Below are 20979 nucleotides of genomic sequence, written 5' to 3'. Positions count from 1 at the left end.
TCAGATCACCGTGGTGAAGTTGCTGGTCAGTCGGGTCTGGACCCACGCCATGGCCTCGGCCCAGATGCCGGCGATCATGAGCAGGCCGAGGAGGACGAGCAGCCCGCCGCCGACGCGCTGCACGAGCAGGTAGTGGTCGCGCAGCCAGCGCGAGGCGCGGCTGGCCCAGCCCAGCCCGGCGGCGGCGAGCACGAACGGCACCCCCAGTCCCAGGCTGTATGCGGTGCCCAGCACCAGGGCGCGGCCCACCTGGTCGTCCCCCGGGAGGATCGAGGTGCCGAGCGTCTGGATCGCGGCGAGCGCCGGTCCGGTGCAGGCGCTGAATCCCAGGCCAAAGGCGACCCCGAGCAGCGGAGCCCCGGCGATCCCGGCGGCCGGTCGCCATCGCACCGAAACTGATGCTGTCGGCTGCAGCAGCATGACCAGGCCGAGGCCGAGGACGACCGCGCCGGACAGGCGCAGCAGCAGCCCCTGGTGCTGCGCCAGGGCCATGCCCAGGGAGGAGATGACCACGCTCATCGCCATGAAGACGGCCGAGAAACCCATAACGAACAGCAGCGCCCCGACCGTCGGGCGCCACCGCCCCGGCGCGTGAGCGCCCGACATGGGCGACGCCATTCCCGAGAGGTAACCGACATAGCCGGGGACCAGCGGTAGCACGCACGGCGAGGCGAACGAGACGAGACCTGCCAGCGCGGCGATCGCGGCGGCCAGCAGCAGCGGCCCGCTGAGAACGACCTCGCTCACCGGGCGGACTCACTCTTCAGCACGTCCTCGACCAGGCCGCGCAGCGTCGACGCCTCCACGGGTCCGCTGACCCGGGCGGCGAGGCGCCCCTGTCCGTCGAGGACCATCGTGGTCGGCGTCGCGACGGCCAGCCCCTGCAGCTGGGCGCGGGTGCGCCCGCCGTCGTCCTGGAGCGAGGGGTAGGACACGTCGTACTTCTGCTGGAAGGCCAGGGCGCTGGGTACCGAGTCACGGCTGTTGACCCCGATGAACTGCACCGGCTCACCCGCCTCGGCGAACTCGGTGGCCACCTCCTCCAGGTCCGGCGCCTCCTCCACGCACGGCCCGCACCACGACCCCCACACGTTGACCACCACGACCTCGCCCAGGTGGTCCTGCGAGGACCACGCCTCGTCTTCCAGGGTCGTCCCCTCCAGGGTGATGACGGTCTCGCGCTCCTCCGGCGCCAGCACCTGGATGGTGCCGTCACCGGCGACGTATCCCTTCTGGTCGCCCTGACGCATCTGGTCGTTGATCGTCGAGCCCTCGCCACCGCAGCCGGCCAGGACCACTGCTACGGCCGCGAGCAGGGCCAGGAGGTGCCCGCGGGTCACCGGAGCAGCCCGTCGAAGTCGCCGTGTGCCCCGTTTGCGAGCATGCCTCGCGAGCGCACGACCGAGATCGTCTGTCGGCGAGGCCGTCGACCGCTGGCCGGCTCGAGGGGGTCGGGGCGTCCTGCTCGTCCACCGCCTCGCTCCACCCGGGGTCGCCCTATGGTGCCCATGCCGCTTACCTTCCATCCGCTACCACTCTGCCTGCCGAACGCGATGGTTGAGGGTCGCCACGGTGGTGACGAGCCGGCCACACGGCCGCCCGTGCGACTCTACCCTTTGCCGACAGCAGCGTCACTCGCTACCATCGCCGCATGTCGATTCTAACCCCGCCCGGTGGGTCCCAGCCTGACCCGCCAGGAGCTGGGGGCAACCAGAGGCGCTCCAACCGCCTTGCGGCGCGTGGCCCTCGAGCAGCAGGCGTGTCCGGTTCTGCCCCGGCCGATCCCCGCCAGCGGGTGTCAACGACCCCTGGTGGGCGTCGTGTGGGATGGACAGCAGCGTCCGTGACGAAACTGGCACCGCGTCGCGCCGTCCTGGTGGCCGGTGCCGCGGCGGTGGCGGTGACGGACCTGTTGGTCAAGGCGTGGGCTGAGAGCGCGCTGGAGGCGGGGCTGGCCCTGGGTCCAGTCGACCTCGTGCTGAGTCACAACCCGGGGGTGGCGTTCTCCCTCGGCGCTGACGCGCCGGCCGCACTGGTCGTCGCGCTCACCGGCCTGGTCATCGTCGCGATCGCCGTCGTGGCCTGGCGGGCCGCTCCGACGTGGGACTGTTGGCGGCTCGCCGCAGTGACGGCGATTCTTGGTGGTGGGTGCGGCAACTGGATCGATCGCTCTCTTGACGGTGTGGTGACCGACTATCTGCACAGCGGGTGGTGGCCCACGTTCAACCTGGCTGACACCGCGATCGTCACCGGGGTCGTCTTGCTGGCGCTGCTCGAGCTGCGCTCACCACGGCAGCCGGCCGGGACCGACACCAGTGGCTGACCGCGTGGCCACGTCGCCCGCCTGACCCACCACACACGACCGAAGGCATCACCCTGTGCTCACCTCAGTCCTGCAGGCCTTCGGGCTGTTCATGGCCACCAACATCGACGACATCATCGTGCTGTCACTCTTCTTCGCCCGGGGCGCCGGCTTGCGCGGCACGACCAGGAAGATCGTCGTGGGTCAGTACCTGGGCTTCGGCGGCATACTCGTCGTCTCGGTACTGGTCTCCCTGGGCGCGGTGACCTTCCTGCCCGAGTCGGCGATCGCCTACTTCGGGCTCATCCCGTTGCTGCTCGGCCTGCTGACCGCATGGAAGGTCTGGCGCGGCGACGGAGACGATGACGACCGGGTCGCGGACAAGACGATCAGCGCCCTGACGGTCGCCGGTGTCACCTTCGCCAACGGCGGTGACAACATCGGCGTCTACGTCCCCGTCTTCGTCACCGTCGGCGCCGGCGCGGTCGTGGCCTACTGCGTCGTCTTCCTCGTCCTCGTCATGGTGCTTGTCCTGCTCGCCAAGTTCGTCGCCACCCGTAGGCCCATCGCAGAGGTCCTGGAACGCTGGGAGCACGTCCTGTTCCCTCTGGTCCTGATCGGACTCGGCGTGGCGATCCTCGTCGAAGGTGGCGCCTTCGGCCTGTAGGTAGGGGCGCATCGGTCCCTGCCCTGTCCGAATGGCGTTTGTCGCACCGGGCCAGAGTCTTCTCAGGGTCTGGCTCTACGATCCGCGTCGGGACTTCCCGCATCCTCGGCCAGACTGGCCGATCGTCCGTGTCGCCTGATGAAGGAGTGCCCGTGCGGCGCAACGTGATCCTGTCCCTCCTGCTGATCGCCGTCTTCGTTGCGGTGGTGGCCGTCGCCGTTGGCGTGACCCGCCCGCCGTCCGGCACCGGTGTCGCGGACTCGGCGCGAACGAGCTCGGCCGTGCCGGTCGTGAGGGAGGACAGCCACGTGCTCTCCGACGCCGGTGAGGGCGCGCCGGTGCTGGTCGAGTTCCTGGACTTCGAGTGCGAGGCGTGCCTGGCGGCCTACCCGCTGGTGGAGCAGATCCGCGAGGAGTACGCCGGGGAGCTGACGTTCGTGGTCCGGTACTTCCCGATCCCCAGCCACGCCAACGCGATGAACGCGGCGGTGGCGGTCGAGGCGGCGGCCCAGCAGGGCCGGTTCGAGGACATGTACACGCGGATGTACCAGACGCAGAGCGAATGGGGCGAGCAGCAGGACTCCAAGGCGCCGCTGTTCCGGCAGTTCGCCCAGGACCTCGGGCTGGACATGGCCGCCTACGACGCCGCCGTCGCCGACCCCGCCACCCAGCAGCGCGTGGAGCAGGACCGGCAGGACGGCATGGCACTGGGTGTCCAGGGAACCCCGACCTTCTTCCTGGACGGTGAGCTGCTGCAGCCCACCTCCGAGGGCGACTTCCGCGCCCAGATCGATGCAGCCGTCAACCGCTGAGCCCGCCGCGCTCACCGCTCCTTCCCAGGAGCCCGGCGCGCCGGTCGGGAGGGCCGTGGGGTGGGTCCTGCTCGTGTGCGGCTGGGTCGGTCTGTCGGCGGCGTTCGTGCTGCTGGTGGAGAAGATCCGGCTGGTCGCCGACCCGAGCTACGTGCCCAGCTGCAGCATCAGCCCGCTGCTGAGCTGCGGGTCGGTGATGAGCACCCCCCAGGCGGAGCTGTTCGGGTTCCCCAACCCGATCCTGGGCGTGGCCGGCTTCGCCGCCCTGGTCACCGTCGCCGTCACGATCATCAGCGGCGCCCGGCTGCCGTCCTGGTACTGGATCGGCCTGACCGCGGGTACGGCGCTGGGCACGGTGTTCGTGCACTGGCTCATCTTCCAGAGCGTCCACCGCATCGGTGCGCTGTGCCCGTACTGCATGGTGGTCTGGGTCGTCACCGTGGCCGCGTTCGTCGCGGTACTGGCCCGGTGGTCCCGCGCCGGGGCGCTTCCACGGTGGGTCGGAGACTACGCCGTCACGATCGTCACGACATGGTGCCTGGTGGTCGCGGCTCTGATCGCCGTCCGGTTCTGGGACTACTGGATCACCCTCGCCTAGGACGCTTGCCGCGGCTCAGGCGCCGGGACGGCCGGCATCCGGCTATGATCGGCGCATGACGATGACATCACAGAGCGCACCCGCGCCAGGCGACGGCACCCGAGCTGAAGGGCTCGACGTGGCGGCCGCGCTGTTCCACGGTCTGTCAGACCGGTCACGGTTGGCGATCCTGCAGCACCTGACGCTGGGGGAGCACAAGGTGCGCGACCTCACGGAGCACCTGGGGCTGGCGCAGTCCACGGTCAGTGCGCACCTGGCCTGCCTGCGAGACTGCGGCCTGGTGGTCTCGCGCCCGGAGGGCCGGGCCTCGATGTTCTCGCTGACCAGTGCTCCGGAGCTGCTGGACGTGCTGGACGCGGCGGAGCGCCTGCTCGCGACGTCGGGGTATGCGGTCGCGCTGTGCCCGAACTACGGCGCGGGGACCGCGGGGAACCCGGCCCCCGAGCAGCTGCGCCCCCACGCCGGGCAGGAGGCGGGGGCGTGAGCGGGCCGCAGACGCCGCAGCGGGAGGTGGCGGTGGACGCGTGCGGATGCGAGGCTCCCGTCGCCCCACCAGCTCGAGCAGGAGAGGTCGAGGAGCCGGCGACCCGGCTGTGGCAGGTGCGGGAGGTGCAGCTGGGTCTGGCCTCCGGTGCGCTGCTGCTGGCCGGGTTCCTCGCCGGGCTCGGGGGATGGGAGACCGTCGAGCTTGTGCTCGCCGCGGCGGCGCTGCTCGTGGGTGGCTCCACGTTCGTGCCGGGTGCGCTGCGCCGTCTGGCGCGCGGCAAGCTCGGCGTGGGTCTGCTGATGACGATCGGCGCGGTCGGGGCGACCCTGCTGGGGCAGGTCGAGGAGGCTGCTGCGCTGGCGTTCCTGTTCTCCCTGAGCGAGGGCCTGGAGGAGTACTCCCTGGCCCGCACCCGGCACGGCCTGCGGGCGCTGCTGGACCTGGTGCCCAAGGAGGCGAGCGTGCTCCGCGACGGCCGGGAGCTCGTGGTGGACCCGGCACAGCTGGTCATCGGCGACGTGATGGTGGTGCGGCCCGGGGAGCGGCTGGCGACCGACGGGACCGTGCGGACCGGTCGAAGCGCCCTGGACACCTCGGCCATCACGGGTGAATCCATGCCGGTGGAGACCGGGCCGGGCAAGGACGTCTTCGCCGGGTCGATCAACGGCACCGGCGCCCTGGAGGTGGAGGTCACCTCCACCGCGCAGGACAACTCGCTGGCCCGGATCGTGCACGTCGTGGAGGCCGAGCAGTCCCGCCGCGGCGCCACCCAGCGACTGGCCGACCGGATCGCCCGCCCGCTGGTGCCGGGCATCCTGGTCGCCGCAGGCCTGACGGCCCTTCTCGGCGCGCTCCTGGGCGACCCGTCGGTGTGGGTGCACCGGGCCCTGGTGATGGTCGTCGCCGCCTCTCCCTGCGCGCTGGCGATCTCGGTGCCGGTCACCAGCGTCGCCTCGATCGGGGCCGCCAGCCGCCGCGGGATCCTGGTCAAGGGTGGCGCCGCCATGGAGACCTTGGGCAGGGTGCGCACCGTCGCCCTGGACAAGACCGGCACCCTGACCCGCAACCGGCCGGCCGTGGTCGACGTCGCCACCAGCGCCGGGACCGACCGGGAGCAGGTGCTGGCCTGGGCGGCCGCGCTGGAGGCCCGCAGCGAGCACCCGCTCGCCGCAGCGATCCTGGCCGCCGCCGACCGGGCGCCTGCCGCGCAGGACGTCGACGCGGTGGTCGGCGCCGGGCTGGTCGGGACCGTGGACGGTGCCCGGGTCCGGCTGGGCAAGCCCGACTGGGTCGACCCGGGCACCCTGTCCGGGGACGTCATCAGTATGCAGCGGGCGGGGGCGACCGCGGTCGTGGTCGAGGTCAACGGTCAACCGGTCGGCGCGATCGCCGTCCGGGACGAGCTGCGGTCCGAGGCCGCCGAGGTCATCGCCCGCTTCCGCGACCGCCGCTACACCGTGGCCATGCTCACCGGCGACAACCACGCCACCGCCGCAGCGCTGGCCGCCCAGGCCGGGATCGAGCAGGTGCACGCCGACCTGCGCCCGGAGGACAAGTCGAAGGTCGTCACCGGGCTGCGCGCCCACGGCGCGACCGCGATGGTCGGCGACGGCGTCAACGACGCACCAGCGCTGGCGACCGCGGACGTCGGCGTGGCGATGGGCGCCATGGGCACCGACGTGGCGATCGAGACCGCCGACGTGGCCCTGATGGGCGATGACCTGCGGCTGCTGCCGTTGGCGTTCGACCACGCTCGCCGCACCCGGACGATCATGCTGCAGAACGTCGTGCTGTCCCTGGTCCTGATCGCGGTCCTCATCCCGTTGGCCCTGTTCGGTGTGCTTGGCCTGGCAGCCGTGGTGCTGGTCCACGAGCTGGCCGAGGTCCTGGTCATCGCCAACGGCGTCCGCGCCGGACGCACCCGGCAGCTGCCCACCCTGACCGCCTCCCCGGCGGATCCCGCCCGTCTGGAAGGAGCGACTGCATGAGCGCCGGTCACGACCACGGCGTCGGGACCAGCCACAGGGGCCGGCTGGCGGTCGCGTTCGCGATCACCGCGACCATCCTGGTCGCCGAGGTGATCGGTGCCGTGTGGACCGGCTCCCTGGCGTTGCTGGTCGACGCGGGGCACATGCTCACCGACGCCGCCGGGCTGGCCATGGCACTGGTCGCCGCGTCGCTGGCGCTGCGCCCACCCACCCCGGCCCGGACCTGGGGGTTCCGCCGTGCAGAGGTCCTCGCCGCCGGCGCCCAGGCGACCGTGCTCCTCGGGGTCGGGATCTACGCCTTCGTCGAGGGCGTACGGCGGCTCTACGAACCGCACGAGGTCAGCTCCACCGGCCTGCTCCTCTTCGGCATCGTCGGCCTGGCCGGCAACATCGCCTCGATGCTGGTCCTCAGCACCGGTAGGGCCGCGAACCTGAACATGCGCGCCGCGTTCCTCGAGGTCGTCAACGACGCCCTCGGGTCCGTGGCCGTCATCATCAGCGCCATCGTCATCGCGACCACCGGGTGGGTCCGCATCGACGCGATCGCCGGCATGGTCATCGCCGCCCTCATCGTGCCCCGGGCGATCGCCATCCTGCGCGAGGCCGGCCACATCCTGCTGGAGTCGACCCCCAAGGGTCTGGACCTGGACGACGTCCGTGCCCACCTGCTCGCCGTCCCGCACGTTCAGGACGTGCACGACCTGCACGCCTCCACCATCGCCACCGGACTGCCCGTGCTGACCGCCCACGTCGTCCTCGACGAGGAGTGCTTCACCGACGGCCACGCCGCCGAGATGCTCGCCCAGCTCCAGGACTGCGTCGCCGCCCACTTCACCGTCAGCATCGAGCACTCCACCATCCAGCTCGAACCCCCGCACCACGCCGAACGCGAGCACGCCGCCCATGCATAGGCTGGCCCGTCCGGTCCGGACGGGCCATGGATACTTCCTGCTGGTGCTCGCGGCACGCATGCTGCTCGGTCTGCTGGGCGGTGCCGCCCTGTGGCTGGCGTTCCCGGGGAACGACGTGTGGTGGCTGGCGATCGTCGGGTGCGCTGCGCTCGCGCTGGCCACGGCCGGGGCGTCTTGGTGGGTCGGTGCGCTGTCCGGGTTGCTGTTGGGACTGGCCTGGTTCACGCCGATGTTCACCTGGGCCGGCACCTACGCCGGCGCTCCGGCCTGGCTTGCCATGAGCGTGGCCTCCGCCTTCTACCCGGCCGCCCTCGGCGTGCTGCTGACGCTGCTGCAGCGCACGGGCGCGGTCCGCCCCGTCGTCGGTGCCGCGGCGTGGGTACTGATGGAGTGGGCACGCTCGGTCACCCCGTTCGGCGGCTTTCCCTGGGCACGGCTGGGCTTCAGCCAGGCGGACTCACCGATGCTCGGCGCCGTCAGCCTCCTGGCAGTCCCGGGATTCGGCTTCCTCCTCGCCTTGACCGGTGGTCTGCTCGCCGTGGCCGTGCAGCGGTTCCTCGCACCTGGGCGCACGCACCTGGGCAGGGCCACCGGAGCGCTGGTTGCTGCCGCTGTCCTGGTGGTCGGGCCGGTGCTGGTTCCCCGCCCGACCGGGGGAGAGCCGGTGCGCGTGGCCGCGCTCCAGGGAGACATCCCCGAGGGGTACACCCGGACCCTGACCGCCGAGCCGGGGACGATGCTCAACCGGTATGCCGACCGCACCCACGAGCTAGCGGCCCGTGTCGACGCCGGCCAGGCTGCGGCTCCGGACCTGGTCGTGTGGCCCGAGGGCGCCACCGACCTGGACCCGCTGGACCCGCGGGTCGGCCAGGCGGCCAACGACCAGATCATGGCGGCAGTGGAAGCCGTCGGCGCCCCGCTGGTGCTCGGTGGCCTGTCCCGACAGGGCGGTGCCGGGCCACCCGCCAACATGGTGTTCAGCTACCTGCCCGGGCTAGGGCTCGACCAGACGTACAGCAAGATCTATCTGGCGCCCTTCGGTGAGGTCGTGCCGCTGCGCCCGCTCCTGAGGCACCTCAGCCCGTGGGTGGACCGGATCGTCGACCTCAGCGCCGGCGACCGCCCCGGCGTGGTGCCGGTGCCGCTTGCCGACGGCCGGCCCGTGGACCTGGGCCTGGCCATCTGCTTCGAGCTCGTCGTGGACCGGGCAGTGCGCGACCTCGTCACCGGCGGCGCGCAGCTGCTCGTGGTCCCCACGAGCAACGCCTGGTTCGGCGAGGGAGACCAGTCCGTGCAGCATCTGGCCATCTCCCGGGTCCGGGCGGTCGAGTACGGCCGCTCCGTCGCGCACGTCAGCAACGTCGGTGTCTCCGGACTCATCACCCCGGACGGAGTCGTTCACCAACGCAGCGACCCGTACACCCAGGCGACCCTGCTGGGGCAGCTGCCGGTGCGCACCGAGCAGACCCTCGCCGTCCACACCGGCCCCTGGGTCGTACCCGCCGCCGCCCTCGTCGTCGCCGTTGGGCTCTTCTGGCAACCACGGCGACGGCTGCCTCGCCGTGGATCACCCGGGGCCCACACAGGCGCCTGATCCAAGGTGGGGGCCATCACGCCAGGGGCGGCTTATCCGTGGCGTACGGCAGAGAGTCCGACCCCGACGGCCACGCTCGCCGCGAGGAAGAGCGTGAAGAAGCGATACAGGCCCACGGCTGCTCCCCCGCCACGCACCGCGGTCGCGAAGATCACGAGGGCCGCCAGCAGCACCAGCCCCCCAACGGCGACCACCACGGGGATCCCGGGCATACCACCGACAAGAACGATGCCGCTACCGAGGTTCCACGCCATGACCTCGGACCAGACTCGCCACGACGCCAGCTCCGACCCGCCCACGAACGCCTGACCGCCAGCAAGGACGATCTGGCCGACCCCGACCACTAGCACGAGGTAGGCAGCTGCCCATGACCCCATGGGCAGCGCCAGAGGCCCTGTGACGGCAGCGAGCAACCCACCCAGCACGACCCCCACGGACCCGAGGACCAGGAAGGGTCGATAGCTGGTCCAGACCTGCCGGTCCACCACGAACTCGGCTGGCTCAGCACGGGACATGCGATACCTCTCCGAAGACTGCAACGACCCGGTCCCCGCGACTCCGCGGCCCCGGGCGACGGATGAACCACGCCTCGGCGGGGCAACCAGAACCGGGGCACCGCAGGTACAGCGGCAACCTGCAAGCACACGGTAGGTGTCAATGGCCAGTTGTAGGCGACCGGTGCTTCACCAGTTGGCCGCTGAGCCGAGTTGGACAGGCTCGCCGGTCACCGGCGTTCCGGACACCACATCTGCAGCCCGACGAGGGCCCGGGCTATCGGCACGATGCGCAAGGGCAACCGCACTGAGGGCAGGCTGCAGGGCATTTACGTGCGCCGGATCCGCGCGCTGGAGCCGACCGCCGATGAGACCGCGGGCCACGTGTTGTGGCAGGAGAAATAGCAGTCTGTCGGGAAGTCTTGCGCTCGTCCCGTTCCGGACCGGGACGGTGGTTTCGCGTCACCGTCACCCCGATCGCTGGCGGGACTCAGGTGGACCTCGTCCTCGGCAGCGTGGTCTGGGGCAGGTCGCAGCGGCTGCTACGACCCCATCCGGCTCGGGCAACTGCTCGCGAGCCGCAACGCTCTCTATCGACTCGGGATGGTGATCGAGGAAGATGCGGGGAGCGCCCCCCGCTAGCCGCCCACGAACCGATGCTGCCGACCCCCAGCCAGCCTGGTCTGCAGATCAGGGCCGAGATTCCGACAAGTTGTTGAGACAGCCGGAGTCTCACCAAGATGTCGCTGCGCAGGTCAGTGGGCTGCGCGCCCGACAGGTCGCCCGAGAACCTACACGACGTGTGGGATCCCATTTGAGGTGGCGCTGTCCCAGTTATCTGGCGGTGGCGTGTCGCTAGTCCCATTTATCTGGCACAACCATGAGGCTGGTCCTCGTGGGCGCTGGCAGGTTGTCGGACACGGAGGTTCGCTACGTCGACGCGGACGGCATGCATGTCGACACGAGTGTGGCGGCCGTGGACGCGGCTCGGTTGATGACTGCGTTGCCGGTGCGGCGGATCCGCTCCCGCGCTGGTCAGCGTCATCGTCCAGGGCTGTTCTGGTCGGCCACGACCAGGGGTCACGTGCCGTACGAAAGTCGGCTGGAACTGGACCGGTTGTGGCTGGCCGACTTCGATCCGGCGGTGTCCTGGATCGCGGCGCAACCGATGCTGCTGTCCGGTCGCGACAGGGATCGCCTGCGCAGGCATGTCCCTGACCTGCTGCTGACCCGAACGGGGCTTAAGCCGCTCGTGGTGGACGTGAAGCCTGCCGTGTTCGCAGCACGGCCCGAGGTTGCCGAGGTGTTCGCCTGGACCTCGCGGGTCTGCTCGGCGGCGGGCTGGGACTACGAGGTATGGACCGGCGGCGATCCGATCGTGTTGGCCAACGTGCGCAGCCTGTCGGTCGTCCGGCGCTTCGTGAACGGGACTCCCCCGGGCTCGGTGTGCATGGATCGCTGGTCTGCGATGGCGCGGGCCTGGGACGGGTCTTGCCCGGTCGATCTGTCGTCGCCGCTGACCGCAGCGGCACTGCAGAAGGCCTCCCCTTGAGCGTGGTGGATCTGCGGCCAGGTTCGCGGCTATGGCTGGACGGCCAGGTGTGGTCGGTGGTCGAACTGCGGGCTGACGGCGCCATGATCGCGGCAGGGTCGGTTCATCGCACGATGCCGATCGCTGCGCTGGTGGACCGCGCACACCTCATGGACGCCCCCAAGCCCGCCACAGCTGGCGATGCCCTGGTCAACGTGTCGATGACGGCTCTGACGAAGGCGCAGCGCGCCGCTGTCGAGGCACGCGCGACCGTGGTTCGACAGCTGCTCGCCGACGATCACCCCCCACTTCATGAACGCCTTGCAGACACCTCGCAGACGTCCGGGCATTCGGTCCGCACGTTGCAGCGGTGGCTGGCTGGCTATCGCGCAGCAGGCGTAGCTGGTTTGGTCGACAGCCGCGTCCTGAAACAACGCTCAGTAGCGGTCGACCCGCGCTGGGACGGCGCGTGCCTGTCTGTGTTGGGCGAGTACACGACGGCTTCGACGCCGACGATGAATGTGGTGCTCGACCGGGTGCGTCAACGCGTGGACGAGGAGCACGGCCCGGGCGTGGTTTCCTGCCCGCCGCGGACGACGGCGTACCGGCGGTTGGGTGAGTTGTCCAAGGGGCGGCATGCGTTCGGGTCGGGCAAGGCCCGCCGTTCGGTGGCGCAGCGTCCGGCGGGCCCGTATGGGCGGTTGCGGGCGACTCGCCCTGGGGAGTACGTCGTGTTGGACACGACCCCGCTGGATGTGTTTGCGATGGAACCGGTGACGCTGCGCTGGGTGCCCACCGAGTTGACCGTCGCCCAAGACCTGTACGACCGGTGCATTCTGGGGTTGCGGGTGACCGCGGGCTCGACAACGTCGGGGGACGTGGCCAATGTGCTGTATCAGTGCGTGACCGCGCAGCCAGGCGGCGCCGATGACGGCTGGTGGCCGTTCCATGGGGTGCCCTCGCATCTGCTGGTGGGCACCGAGGAACCGGACGGGGTCTGCCAGGAGCGGGTGGCGGGGCTGCCAGCGTGTCTGCCTGAGGCGATCGTGGTCGATCACGGCAAGACGTACCTATCCGATCACGTCATCGCAGCGTGTGCCCGGTTGGGGATCACGATCCAGCCGGCGATCCCGCACAAGCCGACGGACAAGCCGACCGTGGAGCGATTCTTCCGGACCCTGCGCGAGGGCCTGTTGCAGCACCTGCCGGCGTACAAGGGCCCAGATGTGTTCCACCGCGGCCAGGACGTCGAGTCCCAGGCTTTCCTGTACGTGGCGGAGTTGGAGCAGATCATCCGGGAGTGGGTCGGCACGGTCTACCACCACACCAAGCACGAGGGTCTGTATGTGCCCGAGGTCCCCGGCATGGGCCTGTCGCCGGCGGAGATGTTCGAGATCGGTCTGGCCAAGACCGGCGGGCTCCCGGTGCCGTCCAGCCCGGACCTGCCGTTTCTCTTCCTGGACGTCAAGTGGCGCACGATCCAGCACTACGGCGTCGAGGTCGATGGGCGCCGCTATGACGGGCCCGCGGTGAACGCCTACCGTGCCCGGACGTCGCCATACGGCGGGGCTTATGCCGGGAAGTGGCCCATCTTCGTGGACGCCCATGACGTGCGCCGGGTCTGGTTCCAGGACCCCGACACCCAGGCGTTCGCGCCGTTGGAGTGGGAACACGCGCCCGGCCTGGATCAGCCGTTCTCCCGGGAGGCCGCCGAGTACACCAAGCGGATCGCGCTGCGCACGAACCGCCACGTCGATCCCGCGGCCGCGGTCCAGGGGCTGCTCGCCGACTGGTCCCGTCAGGAAGTCAGCTCCCGACGCGACCGCGCGCTGGCCATCAAACTGGCCGCGACCCGCGCCACGGACCGGCCCGCCACGAACGAGCCGGCCGCTGGTTCTTCGGCGGCCGGCGGGAACGGACCGGATGCGGCGCGGCAGGTGGCGTCCCTGCCTGGGGTGATCGATCTGCTGGCCGCTCGAGCGCAGCGCGCCCGGCCGCTGGAGGTCGTCGATGACGTGGACGCGGTGTTCGAGCGCTACTACCAGGAGCATCCCGATCAGGAGGCGTTCGAGGTGTTCGACGAATGAGTAACCCGTGGGCGGCCTGGCTGGCGGCGAACCCCTCGAGTCGGTTCAACATGGCCACCAAGGTCGGCTGGGACGCCTTCGTCAACTCCGGCGCCCGCCGGCCCTTGGACGTGCTGTCCCGGGCGGACATGGCCCGCCTGGATGAGGAGGAGCTGGCCGACTACAACGAGGCCCGCGCGGTGTGGCACGCCAACCCCTCGGCGGTGAAGACCTCTCAGCTGGCGTCGGCGTTCGCGGTGATGGACCAGGTGATGGCCTCCAACCGTCGGGACGGGGACCGGCTGCGCGGGTCGGTGGTCATCGACGCCGCGCCCGCGCTGGGCAAGACCACGATCGCCACCCGCTACGGCCGCGACTTCCACCGGGCCTGCTACCGCCGCTACGGCCCGCACACCGAGGACGGTCATCAGCGGCTGCCGGTCGCGTTCATCCCGCTGTCGGCGGGGATCACCCTCAAGGGCTTGAACCAGAAGATCCTCAGCTTCTACGGCCATCCCGGCGCCGATCGTGCCTCGACCAGCCGGCTCGGGGCGTTGGCGGTCGACTGTGTCGCGTCCTGCCAGACCCAGCTGATCATCATCGACGACCTGCATTTCATCGACTTCCGGCACCGCAACGGCATGGAGGTCTCCAACCACCTCAAGGGCCTGGCCAACGAGATGCCCGTGACGTTCGTCTACGTCGGGGTCCGGCTGCGCGAGAAACGGTTCTTCGACGAGGGCCTGATCGGGGAAGACGCCGCGTTCGCCCAAACCTCGCGACGGGCCACGCGCGTCGAGGTCGCCCCCTTCACCCTGAGCAGCGACGCCGGCGCCCGGGCGTGGACCAGCCTGCTGGCCGCCCTGGAAACACACCTGCGGCTGGCCGACGCGGCCCCGGGCATGCTGACCGGGCAGGCACGGCAGTTGCACCGCCGCACCCAGGGCCACATCGGCTCGCTGACCACGCTGCTGGAGCGGGCCTGCTACCTGGCCATCACCACCGGCGTCGAAGCCATCACCCGCGACATCCTCGCCCAGGTCGTGCTGGACAATGCCGCCGAGCTCGCCAGCCCCGCCTGACCACCCCCGCCTTACGCCCGGCCCCGGGGCGTCGATGGCGTCGGCGCTGCTGCGCTCTGTCCCCGGCGGGTACGACATCCAGGCCCTGCCCATCCGCATCGACCCCCACCCTCTGGAAGGCACGGCCTCGTGGCTACGCCGCGCCGCGCACCGCTACGGCCTCACCCCGCGGCAGCTGCTGGCGCTGTTCGGGATCACCGGGCAGGTCACCAGCGCCGCTGCCCTGCACCGGCGACTGGTCGCGGCCGCCGCCACGATCGAGCAACAGATCGGCGTTCCCGCCCACGCCCTGGCCGGCCTCGACGCGCCCACCACCCTGGACCCCCTGGTCGGTGACTACCTGCGCGTCTACCACGACCTCGCCTACGAGCCGCGGCGCTGGTCGCGCTACTGCCCCGATTGCCTCGCCGGGGACCCGCCGATCTGGCCCCGCGCCTGGCACAACCCCTTCTACCTGGTCTGTCCCGAGCACGCCCTGGTCCTGCGCGACACCTGCCCTGCCTGCCGACAGCGGCCCCTCCACGCGCTGAGCTGGATCGGGCAGGACGCCCCGCCCTGGACCTGCCCCTCCCGCCTGCCGGTCCTACGCGGACCCTACGGGCGGCCCCGGCGGGTGACACGTCCGTTCTGCGGGCATGACCTGCGCACCGCGCCCCGCCGGCGTGCCGATGACCGGCAGCTGCTGGCCCAGCTGCTGCTGACCGAGCTCGCCGACCGCGACGCCACCCCCATGAAGGTCTGCGGGATCTGGGCGCCCGCGCGGGTGATCGGGCACGCCGTCCTCGAACTCCTCGACGCCGCCGCCGGCACCGACACCGACACCACCGCCGACCGCCTCGCCGCGCACCTGCCCGCGGCCCTGCGGGTACTGCAGCAGCCCGATCGCGACAGCGGCGGACGCGCCGCCGCCGACCAGCTGTCCCCCACCGGTCCGCACGCCCCGATCGTGGCCGGCACCGACCTGCCCCGCCGCGCCCGCAACCCGGTGCTGGCCGCGCTGCAGCTGCACCACCACGGCCCGGAACTGACTCCCGCGGCGCAATTGACCTTCCGCTGCGGCGCACCTCTGCCGCGCTACCCCAGCCCCGGACCCCACGAGCAGGACTGGCTGCTGCTGCGGCTGCCCGAACACGGCCCCCACCAGGCACCGTTGGACCCTGTCCGCATCCCGCAGGTCCTTTGGCCAGGGGCCGTTCCCAGCATCCCCGCCGACTCACCCGTCCACGCCGCCATCGCCGCGCTGGCCCTGGCCCGCATGGGCTCGATCCGACCCTTCGGACTGATCGCTTTCGACCTGGCCTTACCCACCCGCACCGCCACCACCGTCGGCGCCACCTGGCGCCGACTCCAGCGCAGCGGCCACTGGCAGGCATTCCTGACCGAACTCGAAACCCTGCACCGGCGCCTTGAACAGAGCCCTCCCCCGATCAACTACCGTGACCGGCGCCTCCTCGGCGAAGACACCCACCTGCTGGCCGCCGCCCTGGATTACGCCGCCGACCAGCTCGCCCTCGACCCGCCCGACCCCGCGGCGCGTACCCGCTTCTGGGAGCTGTTTTCCGGCGGCGACATCACCTACGCACCCGAACCCCTGCGAGCCCCGGTCTTACCTGATGATGACGTGAGCTACCGCCAGTACGTCGCGGCCCGGGACGGTCTCGACCGCACCTGTGGCGCCCTGTTCCACGCCGCACACGAGGCCATCCACCGCAACGCCGCCATCCCCGTCCACGGCCCGCTGACCTGGCAGCCACCTTGACTACCGAACCCCACCAACGACCCGCCCCCGCAGGTCGCCGCCCAGCCGCCGCTGCCCCCCGCGCAGCGGACCCTGCACCTGCCCGCACAGCACTGGCACCAGCACCTCATCGGCCGCTACATCCTTGGCCGCGACCTGGACATCGCAGCCCAAGACTCACCCGGACTCCGCGGACGCTGGCAGGATCAGTTCCCGCGCGCCTACCAGGACCATCCCGACGTTCAACAGGCCCGCCGTAGCTACGCCGCCATCGCCGACGACGTTCACACCGACCTCGTCAACGCCATCTTCACCAGCGCAGATGCCCCTGCATGGTTCGCACTCCCCCGCTTGATCAGCACCAACCCAGTCGCCTACGAGGCCGGGTTGAACACCAGCTGAGCGTGGTGCTGTCAGTCGAGGTGGCGACCGAGCCCGCGAAGTCATCGACTCGCACCCAGACGGCCCCGGCGTCAGTAGCGCACTGAAGAGCGAACTCCAGGGCTACAGCTATCGTTTCGAGGCTTCATCGACGGGTCGCGCCCGTCGAAGGGCCCTGGCATTTATGGCGCCACGCTATTGATCTGTCCCGAGGGCTCTGGGGGCGACGACGCGGGTTTATAGGGGCGCGGGGGACGGAAGGGCTCGGCGAAACTACCAGTCGTGGCTGGACTGGCTGCGCTCGTGCAAGCTCTGTGACATGCACGCTGGCCCTGCGATCAGTGACGTCGCTAACCAGGGGTATAGGTCCACCGGCGTGGCTCAAGAGGTGCCACTGCCAGGGCGCCGGCGGCACCGACGTCGGCTACGACCCGGCCAATCGGTCGCTGACTGCCGTGGTTGCTTCCAGCGCCGGAGCATTCGCATTCCCACGCGGTGTCTGGCTCGGCGTTCCAGCAGGCTGATACGCATCGCGCGACGCCGCCGTGCTGGATGATGCCCACCTCCCCATAGCGCTGGCCCAGATAGGCAATCAGGGCGCCGGTGTGCCCGCGGGCGACGCTGAAGAACCGCCCCGTTCTGTCGTAAGTCACTTGCCCTCGCCGACTGGCGCCGATTGCCGCTTCCAGCACGGTGTAGTTGTCGCGCGAGTTGCCGGTCCAGGGCAGGCCGCGGATCTCGGTTCGGGCGCCGTTGGGTCGGATCGTGACGGTGATCACCATGTCACCAGAGTGTGGCAGGCGCCTGCGGTCGGCGGATATGCAATTCCGAGCCGAAGCTCTGTCAATAGCCGACTATCCCCCCTCCCTGCTACCCCTCGGCGAGGAAAGAGAGTAGCCGAGACTGCGCCGGGAGATCGTTCCCAAGCCGACCGACTCGCAGAGGCGCGACACCGCGATTCTCTCCTCATCGCGCAGCAGTCACTTATCTGGAAGCGCCCGGTAACCTGATTGAGTGAGCAAGAAGCGTGGACACCGCGTCAGCTTTGCCGTGTCCGATTACGACGATGGAGGCGTGAGAGCGACGAGCCCCACCACCCTCATAAAGACGTCTCGCGAGGACATCTACATCGGCGCGCAGTTGGGGATGGGGACTTTCAAGATCTCCCTGCACGGCGGCACCCACGGTCGATCTGAGGCGTGGCAGATGGGCTACACAAGCGAACACCGCGATTCGGGCGCAGAGCCCCTGTGGGGCGGGCGCAGCCGACTCACCCACACCTGGACTCCGACCCCATTCATCGATGGGGTACGCACTGCGCTCATCTGGGACACCTACCGAGGAGCCCTTTGTGCGCGCTCGTTCGACCCCGAGGCGATCCAACTCAAGTTTCCCGAGAATGGTGGCTACGTCCGACTCATCGTTGGAGTCACCGACGCCGGTATGGACCCCCGCGGCTGCGAGGGCCAAGTCAGTCACCCCCTTCCGTTGGCCAGCGGTCGCCTTGTCTGGCTCGCATGGCAGTCAGTCATCGAGAACGTGCCCGACGAAGTCGACCCCGCCCAGGTAGCTATCATGAGTCCCGGTGTCATCGATGTCGACGGCATCGACGTTCCCCGCATCACGCTACGCGGTGGCGACCTCGACCTCGATTCGTTCCGGAGCCATCAGCCTTCGTGCCCCTGGCCGGCCCCTCAGCCAACCCATCTGTCCACAGGACCCCGTACTTGCAGCTAACCGCCCTCGTGCGGCCCGATCGGTGAGATTCTCTTCGGAGATCGCTGCCCGAGCCATCGCGAAAGTCCCGTTCCCTTATCACTGATCAGTCATGCTGACGATTCGGCAGAAACGTGAGACGCTCACGATCGCCCGATAATGTTCATGCCCGGCCAGTCGCGTACCCCCGATGACAAGGTCGGGGAGTTCCCACAGTTCGCTGCACGCTTGAGCGTGAACGCAAACCAACTCGGAACAAGACAAACGAGAACCCAAATGTAACGTCCACAATGAGATCCGACCACAACATGTAGACGGCGTACGGCGTTTTGTGCCGAGCCTCATCTGGAGATGTGAAGCAACTTCTCTATGAAGTCCATAGTCTCGGCAAAAATCCGCCGATCTGACGGCTACCGAGGCTGACTCTACTGTGGCCCGTAGACCGCTGAAGTTTGCCGCCGTGCGAAAGATTTCGACAAGATCGTGAGAGCGGGGAATCGAACGAACAATGTCGCATCGCAGCCCCCGCTAATGCGCTGATGGGATGGATGCGCGAGGCCCGCGAGCAGATCACATTTCGCTGCCCGGAGGCCCGCACGCGCCGATGCCCGCCATTTATAGCCGGCTGGGTGCGTCACTCCTGCGGAAGCCCACAAACGGACATTGCCGTTCGATGGGATGTGGTGGCGGGGGCGGCCCCCACAGAGCGGGCCCCTCCCGCGGGTCGGAGTCGATGTCGTCCTCGGCATTGCGCGCGTGGTTGGAGTTGACCATGAGAACCGTGGTCTCATCATCGGGGTGATCGGGATCGTCCGCTTCTTTGCTGTAGGGAGGTCGCGGCCAGAGACTCGACGACCCGTTCAAGCGGTGTTCGACATCGAGTCGAAGACCCGGGAACCGTCGTAGACGGGGCGAACCCGAGGCCCGCCACGACTCTGGGAGACTGCGTGCCGTGGCCGGCTTTACGTACGAGTTCTCCTACACCGACCTGCAACGGCCCTACGTGACTGCGTCTGAGCGAATCGGCAAGGCTCGTGCGCGAACCCTGTCGTGTCGATGGCGCACGTCGCACGACGACAACTTGCTGGTCGCGTATCACGCAATCGATGGGCCCACCCGTCGCCTCGACCTGCTGGCACGGGTTCTTGTACTGGATCTCCCTATGATCTGCCAGGGAGTCGACGGCGAGCTTCCGCCGGCTCGGGCGTACGCCCTGGGGATGGGCATTGCGGACCTGTTCCTAGTTGGTCGAGACCTCGAGCGTGGGGAGGGCCGCCAGGTACTGCGTCCGCGAAAAGCGACATCCCTGTATCACCCCGTATACGAGATAGCTAGCGACGCCGCGTCCGCACCGATGTTGGGAGCGAGGCTGCGGATCTCCGAGACCGTCCTGGCCGACTATGCCTTGGGTCGCGTCGACGACTCGGTGGCGTTGGAGGAACTGCACACGGCCGCGGAGAAGGTCATGCGGGTACTGGTGCCCTCCAGCGACCGCTTACCGTGGCCGAAGCTGCGCCAGGAATGCCTACACCGCGGGCTGTTGCCCGACCCCGACCACTTCGCCGACGCTTTGACGGATTCTGCGGCCCCTGGCCTTCACGCGCATACTCCCGAGGAAGTTCTTGCGAAACTCAACGAGGAACGGAACCCGGCTAAGCACAATCCGAACTCAGCCGTGAGCCATTGGTTGCGCGATCATTGGGAATGCGTCGCCTACCTCATCGAGAAGCTGACCGGTCACGTAGCGTGAAGCCCTGCCCATGCCGCGGGGCCTGACCTAGTGGGCCGTGTTTGAAGTTGTTTGACGGTTGGCTTTCTTGAGGATGTCGTCGGCGGTCTTGGTCCAGGTGAAGGGGTGGCAGCGGTCGTTCCAGCCGTCGATGAAGGCGCGGATCTTGGCGTTGAGGTCTTTGACCGAGCCGAAGCTGCCGCGGTGGATGGCTTGGCGTTCGATGATGCCGAACCAGACTTCGACAAGGTTGAGCCAGGATCCGGAGGTCGGGGTGAAGTGGACGTGGATCCGCGGGTTGGCGCTGAGCCAGTCACGCACCTGGGCCTTCTTGTGCGCGGCGTAGTTGTCCATCACCAGATGCAGGTCCTGGTCGGGGTAGGCGCGGGCGACCTGCTTGAGGAAGGCCAGGAACTCCTGGTGGCGATGTCTGGGCTTGCACGCCGCGGTGACCTTCCCGGTGGCGATCTCCAGCGCAGCGAACAACGTGGACGTGCCGTGTCGCCGGTAGTCGTGGGTGCGCCGCTCGGGTAGCCCGGGTTGCATCGGCAGCAGCGGGGCGGTCCGGTCCAGCGCTTGGATCTGGGACTTTTCGTCCACGCACAGCACGATCGCGTTCTGCGGCGGCTCCAGGTACAGGCCCACGACATCGGTGACCTTGGCCACCAGCTCGGGGTCGGTGGAGAACTTGAACGTCTCGGCCCGCCAGGGCTGCACCCCGTACTCGCGCCAGGCGGTCGCGACCGTCCTGTTCCCGATCCCCAGGTGCCTGGCCAGCAGCCGGGTCGACCAGTGCGTCACCCCGTACTTCTTCGGCGGCGGCGCCAGCGTCACCGACACGATCCGCGCGTGGTCCACGCGCCGTGGCCGGCCCGAGCGAGGT

Annotated in this window: 19 protein-coding genes; 14 read left to right on the top strand and 5 right to left on the bottom strand. The window is 69.6% G+C overall.

What is annotated here, in order from left to right; genetic code table 11:
• Positions 1 to 747, bottom strand: coding sequence for a cytochrome c biogenesis CcdA family protein (locus KILIM_RS13000; protein WP_006593165.1), 747 nt, complete (start codon positions 745 to 747; stop codon positions 1 to 3).
• Positions 744 to 1340 carry a TlpA family protein disulfide reductase gene (locus KILIM_RS12995; RefSeq protein WP_006593164.1) on the bottom strand — a complete coding sequence of 199 codons (597 nt, stop codon included), beginning with the start codon at positions 1338 to 1340 and terminating at the stop codon, positions 744 to 746. The genes KILIM_RS13000 and KILIM_RS12995 overlap by 4 nt, the downstream gene beginning before the upstream one ends.
• 503 nt (positions 1341 to 1843) lie before the next feature.
• Between KILIM_RS12995 and KILIM_RS12990 the strand changes: the two genes are divergently transcribed.
• From KILIM_RS12990 to lnt, 8 genes are all read left to right on the top strand, one after another.
• Complete coding sequence (locus tag KILIM_RS12990) at positions 1844 to 2323, top strand: signal peptidase II (protein ID WP_006593163.1); 480 nt, start codon at positions 1844 to 1846, stop codon at positions 2321 to 2323.
• Between the two features lie 91 nt (positions 2324 to 2414).
• A complete protein-coding gene (locus KILIM_RS12985) occupies positions 2415 to 2969 on the top strand; it encodes a cadmium resistance transporter (protein WP_051125172.1) in 555 nt (184 codons plus the stop codon).
• Positions 2970 to 3121: 152 nt separating this feature from the next.
• Complete coding sequence (locus KILIM_RS12980) at positions 3122 to 3781, top strand: DsbA family protein (protein WP_006593161.1); 660 nt, start codon at positions 3122 to 3124, stop codon at positions 3779 to 3781.
• 55 nt (positions 3782 to 3836) lie between these two features.
• The gene (locus tag KILIM_RS12975; protein ID WP_010148049.1) at positions 3837 to 4379 is read left to right on the top strand and encodes a vitamin K epoxide reductase family protein; all 543 of its coding nucleotides are present in this window, start codon (positions 3837 to 3839) and stop codon (positions 4377 to 4379) included.
• Positions 4380 to 4434: 55 nt separating this feature from the next.
• A complete protein-coding gene (locus tag KILIM_RS12970) occupies positions 4435 to 4863 on the top strand; it encodes an ArsR/SmtB family transcription factor (protein ID WP_010148050.1) in 429 nt (142 codons plus the stop codon).
• Positions 4860 to 6854: a heavy metal translocating P-type ATPase gene (locus KILIM_RS12965; RefSeq protein WP_006593158.1), complete on the top strand. Its 1995-nt coding sequence runs from the start codon at positions 4860 to 4862 to the stop codon at positions 6852 to 6854. Before KILIM_RS12970 ends, KILIM_RS12965 begins: the two co-directional genes overlap by 4 nt.
• Positions 6851 to 7765 carry a cation diffusion facilitator family transporter gene (locus KILIM_RS12960; RefSeq protein ID WP_006593157.1) on the top strand — a complete coding sequence of 305 codons (915 nt, stop codon included), beginning with the start codon at positions 6851 to 6853 and terminating at the stop codon, positions 7763 to 7765. Before KILIM_RS12965 ends, KILIM_RS12960 begins: the two co-directional genes overlap by 4 nt.
• A gap of 43 nt (positions 7766 to 7808) precedes the next feature.
• A complete protein-coding gene (gene lnt, locus KILIM_RS12955) occupies positions 7809 to 9359 on the top strand; it encodes an apolipoprotein N-acyltransferase (RefSeq protein WP_157551699.1) in 1551 nt (516 codons plus the stop codon).
• 32 nt (positions 9360 to 9391) lie between these two features.
• On the opposite strand, the gene KILIM_RS12950 is transcribed toward lnt, so the two are convergent.
• Positions 9392 to 9874 (bottom strand): hypothetical protein, encoded by a 483-nt coding sequence (locus tag KILIM_RS12950; RefSeq protein WP_006593155.1) that lies wholly within the window; start codon positions 9872 to 9874, stop codon positions 9392 to 9394.
• An 859-nt stretch (positions 9875 to 10733) separates the two neighbouring features.
• On the opposite strand from KILIM_RS12950, the gene KILIM_RS12945 reads away from it, so the two are divergent.
• The 4 genes from KILIM_RS12945 to KILIM_RS12930 are packed head-to-tail and all read left to right on the top strand — an operon-like array spanning position 10734 to position 16291.
• A complete protein-coding gene (locus KILIM_RS12945) occupies positions 10734 to 11405 on the top strand; it encodes a TnsA-like heteromeric transposase endonuclease subunit (protein ID WP_083876160.1) in 672 nt (223 codons plus the stop codon).
• 2 nt (positions 11406 to 11407) lie between these two features.
• Positions 11408 to 13471 carry a TnsB C-terminal domain-containing protein gene (locus tag KILIM_RS12940; RefSeq protein ID WP_006593152.1) on the top strand — a complete coding sequence of 688 codons (2064 nt, stop codon included), beginning with the start codon at positions 11408 to 11410 and terminating at the stop codon, positions 13469 to 13471.
• On the top strand, positions 13468 to 14532 hold the full coding sequence (locus tag KILIM_RS12935; RefSeq protein ID WP_006593151.1) for a TniB family NTP-binding protein: 1065 nt from the start codon (positions 13468 to 13470) through the stop codon (positions 14530 to 14532). Before KILIM_RS12940 ends, KILIM_RS12935 begins: the two co-directional genes overlap by 4 nt.
• A 34-nt stretch (positions 14533 to 14566) precedes the next feature.
• Entirely contained in the window at positions 14567 to 16291 is a 1725-nt protein-coding gene (locus KILIM_RS12930) for a TniQ family protein (protein WP_006593150.1), read from the top strand.
• 710 nt (positions 16292 to 17001) lie between these two features.
• Here KILIM_RS12930 and KILIM_RS24050 read toward each other — a convergent pair.
• Complete coding sequence (locus KILIM_RS24050) at positions 17002 to 17433, bottom strand: hypothetical protein (RefSeq protein ID WP_006593149.1); 432 nt, start codon at positions 17431 to 17433, stop codon at positions 17002 to 17004.
• A 292-nt stretch (positions 17434 to 17725) separates the two neighbouring features.
• Between KILIM_RS24050 and KILIM_RS12925 the strand changes: the two genes are divergently transcribed.
• Together KILIM_RS12925 and KILIM_RS12920 are read left to right on the top strand one after the other, a co-directional pair.
• Complete coding sequence (locus KILIM_RS12925) at positions 17726 to 18388, top strand: hypothetical protein (RefSeq protein WP_040563308.1); 663 nt, start codon at positions 17726 to 17728, stop codon at positions 18386 to 18388.
• Positions 18389 to 19319: 931 nt separating this feature from the next.
• Positions 19320 to 20117 carry a hypothetical protein gene (locus KILIM_RS12920; RefSeq protein ID WP_006593146.1) on the top strand — a complete coding sequence of 266 codons (798 nt, stop codon included), beginning with the start codon at positions 19320 to 19322 and terminating at the stop codon, positions 20115 to 20117.
• Positions 20118 to 20144: 27 nt separating this feature from the next.
• On the opposite strand, the gene KILIM_RS12915 is transcribed toward KILIM_RS12920, so the two are convergent.
• Positions 20145 to 20979: IS630 family transposase (locus KILIM_RS12915; RefSeq protein ID WP_006593145.1), on the bottom strand; the 835-nt coding region annotated here is incomplete at its 5' end.

It is taken from the genome of Kineosphaera limosa NBRC 100340, assembly GCF_000298215.1.
Lineage (GTDB): Bacteria > Actinomycetota > Actinomycetes > Actinomycetales > Dermatophilaceae > Kineosphaera > Kineosphaera limosa.
Note: the sequence above shows the minus strand (reverse complement) of the source record. Positions and strands in the feature narration are given on the sequence as shown.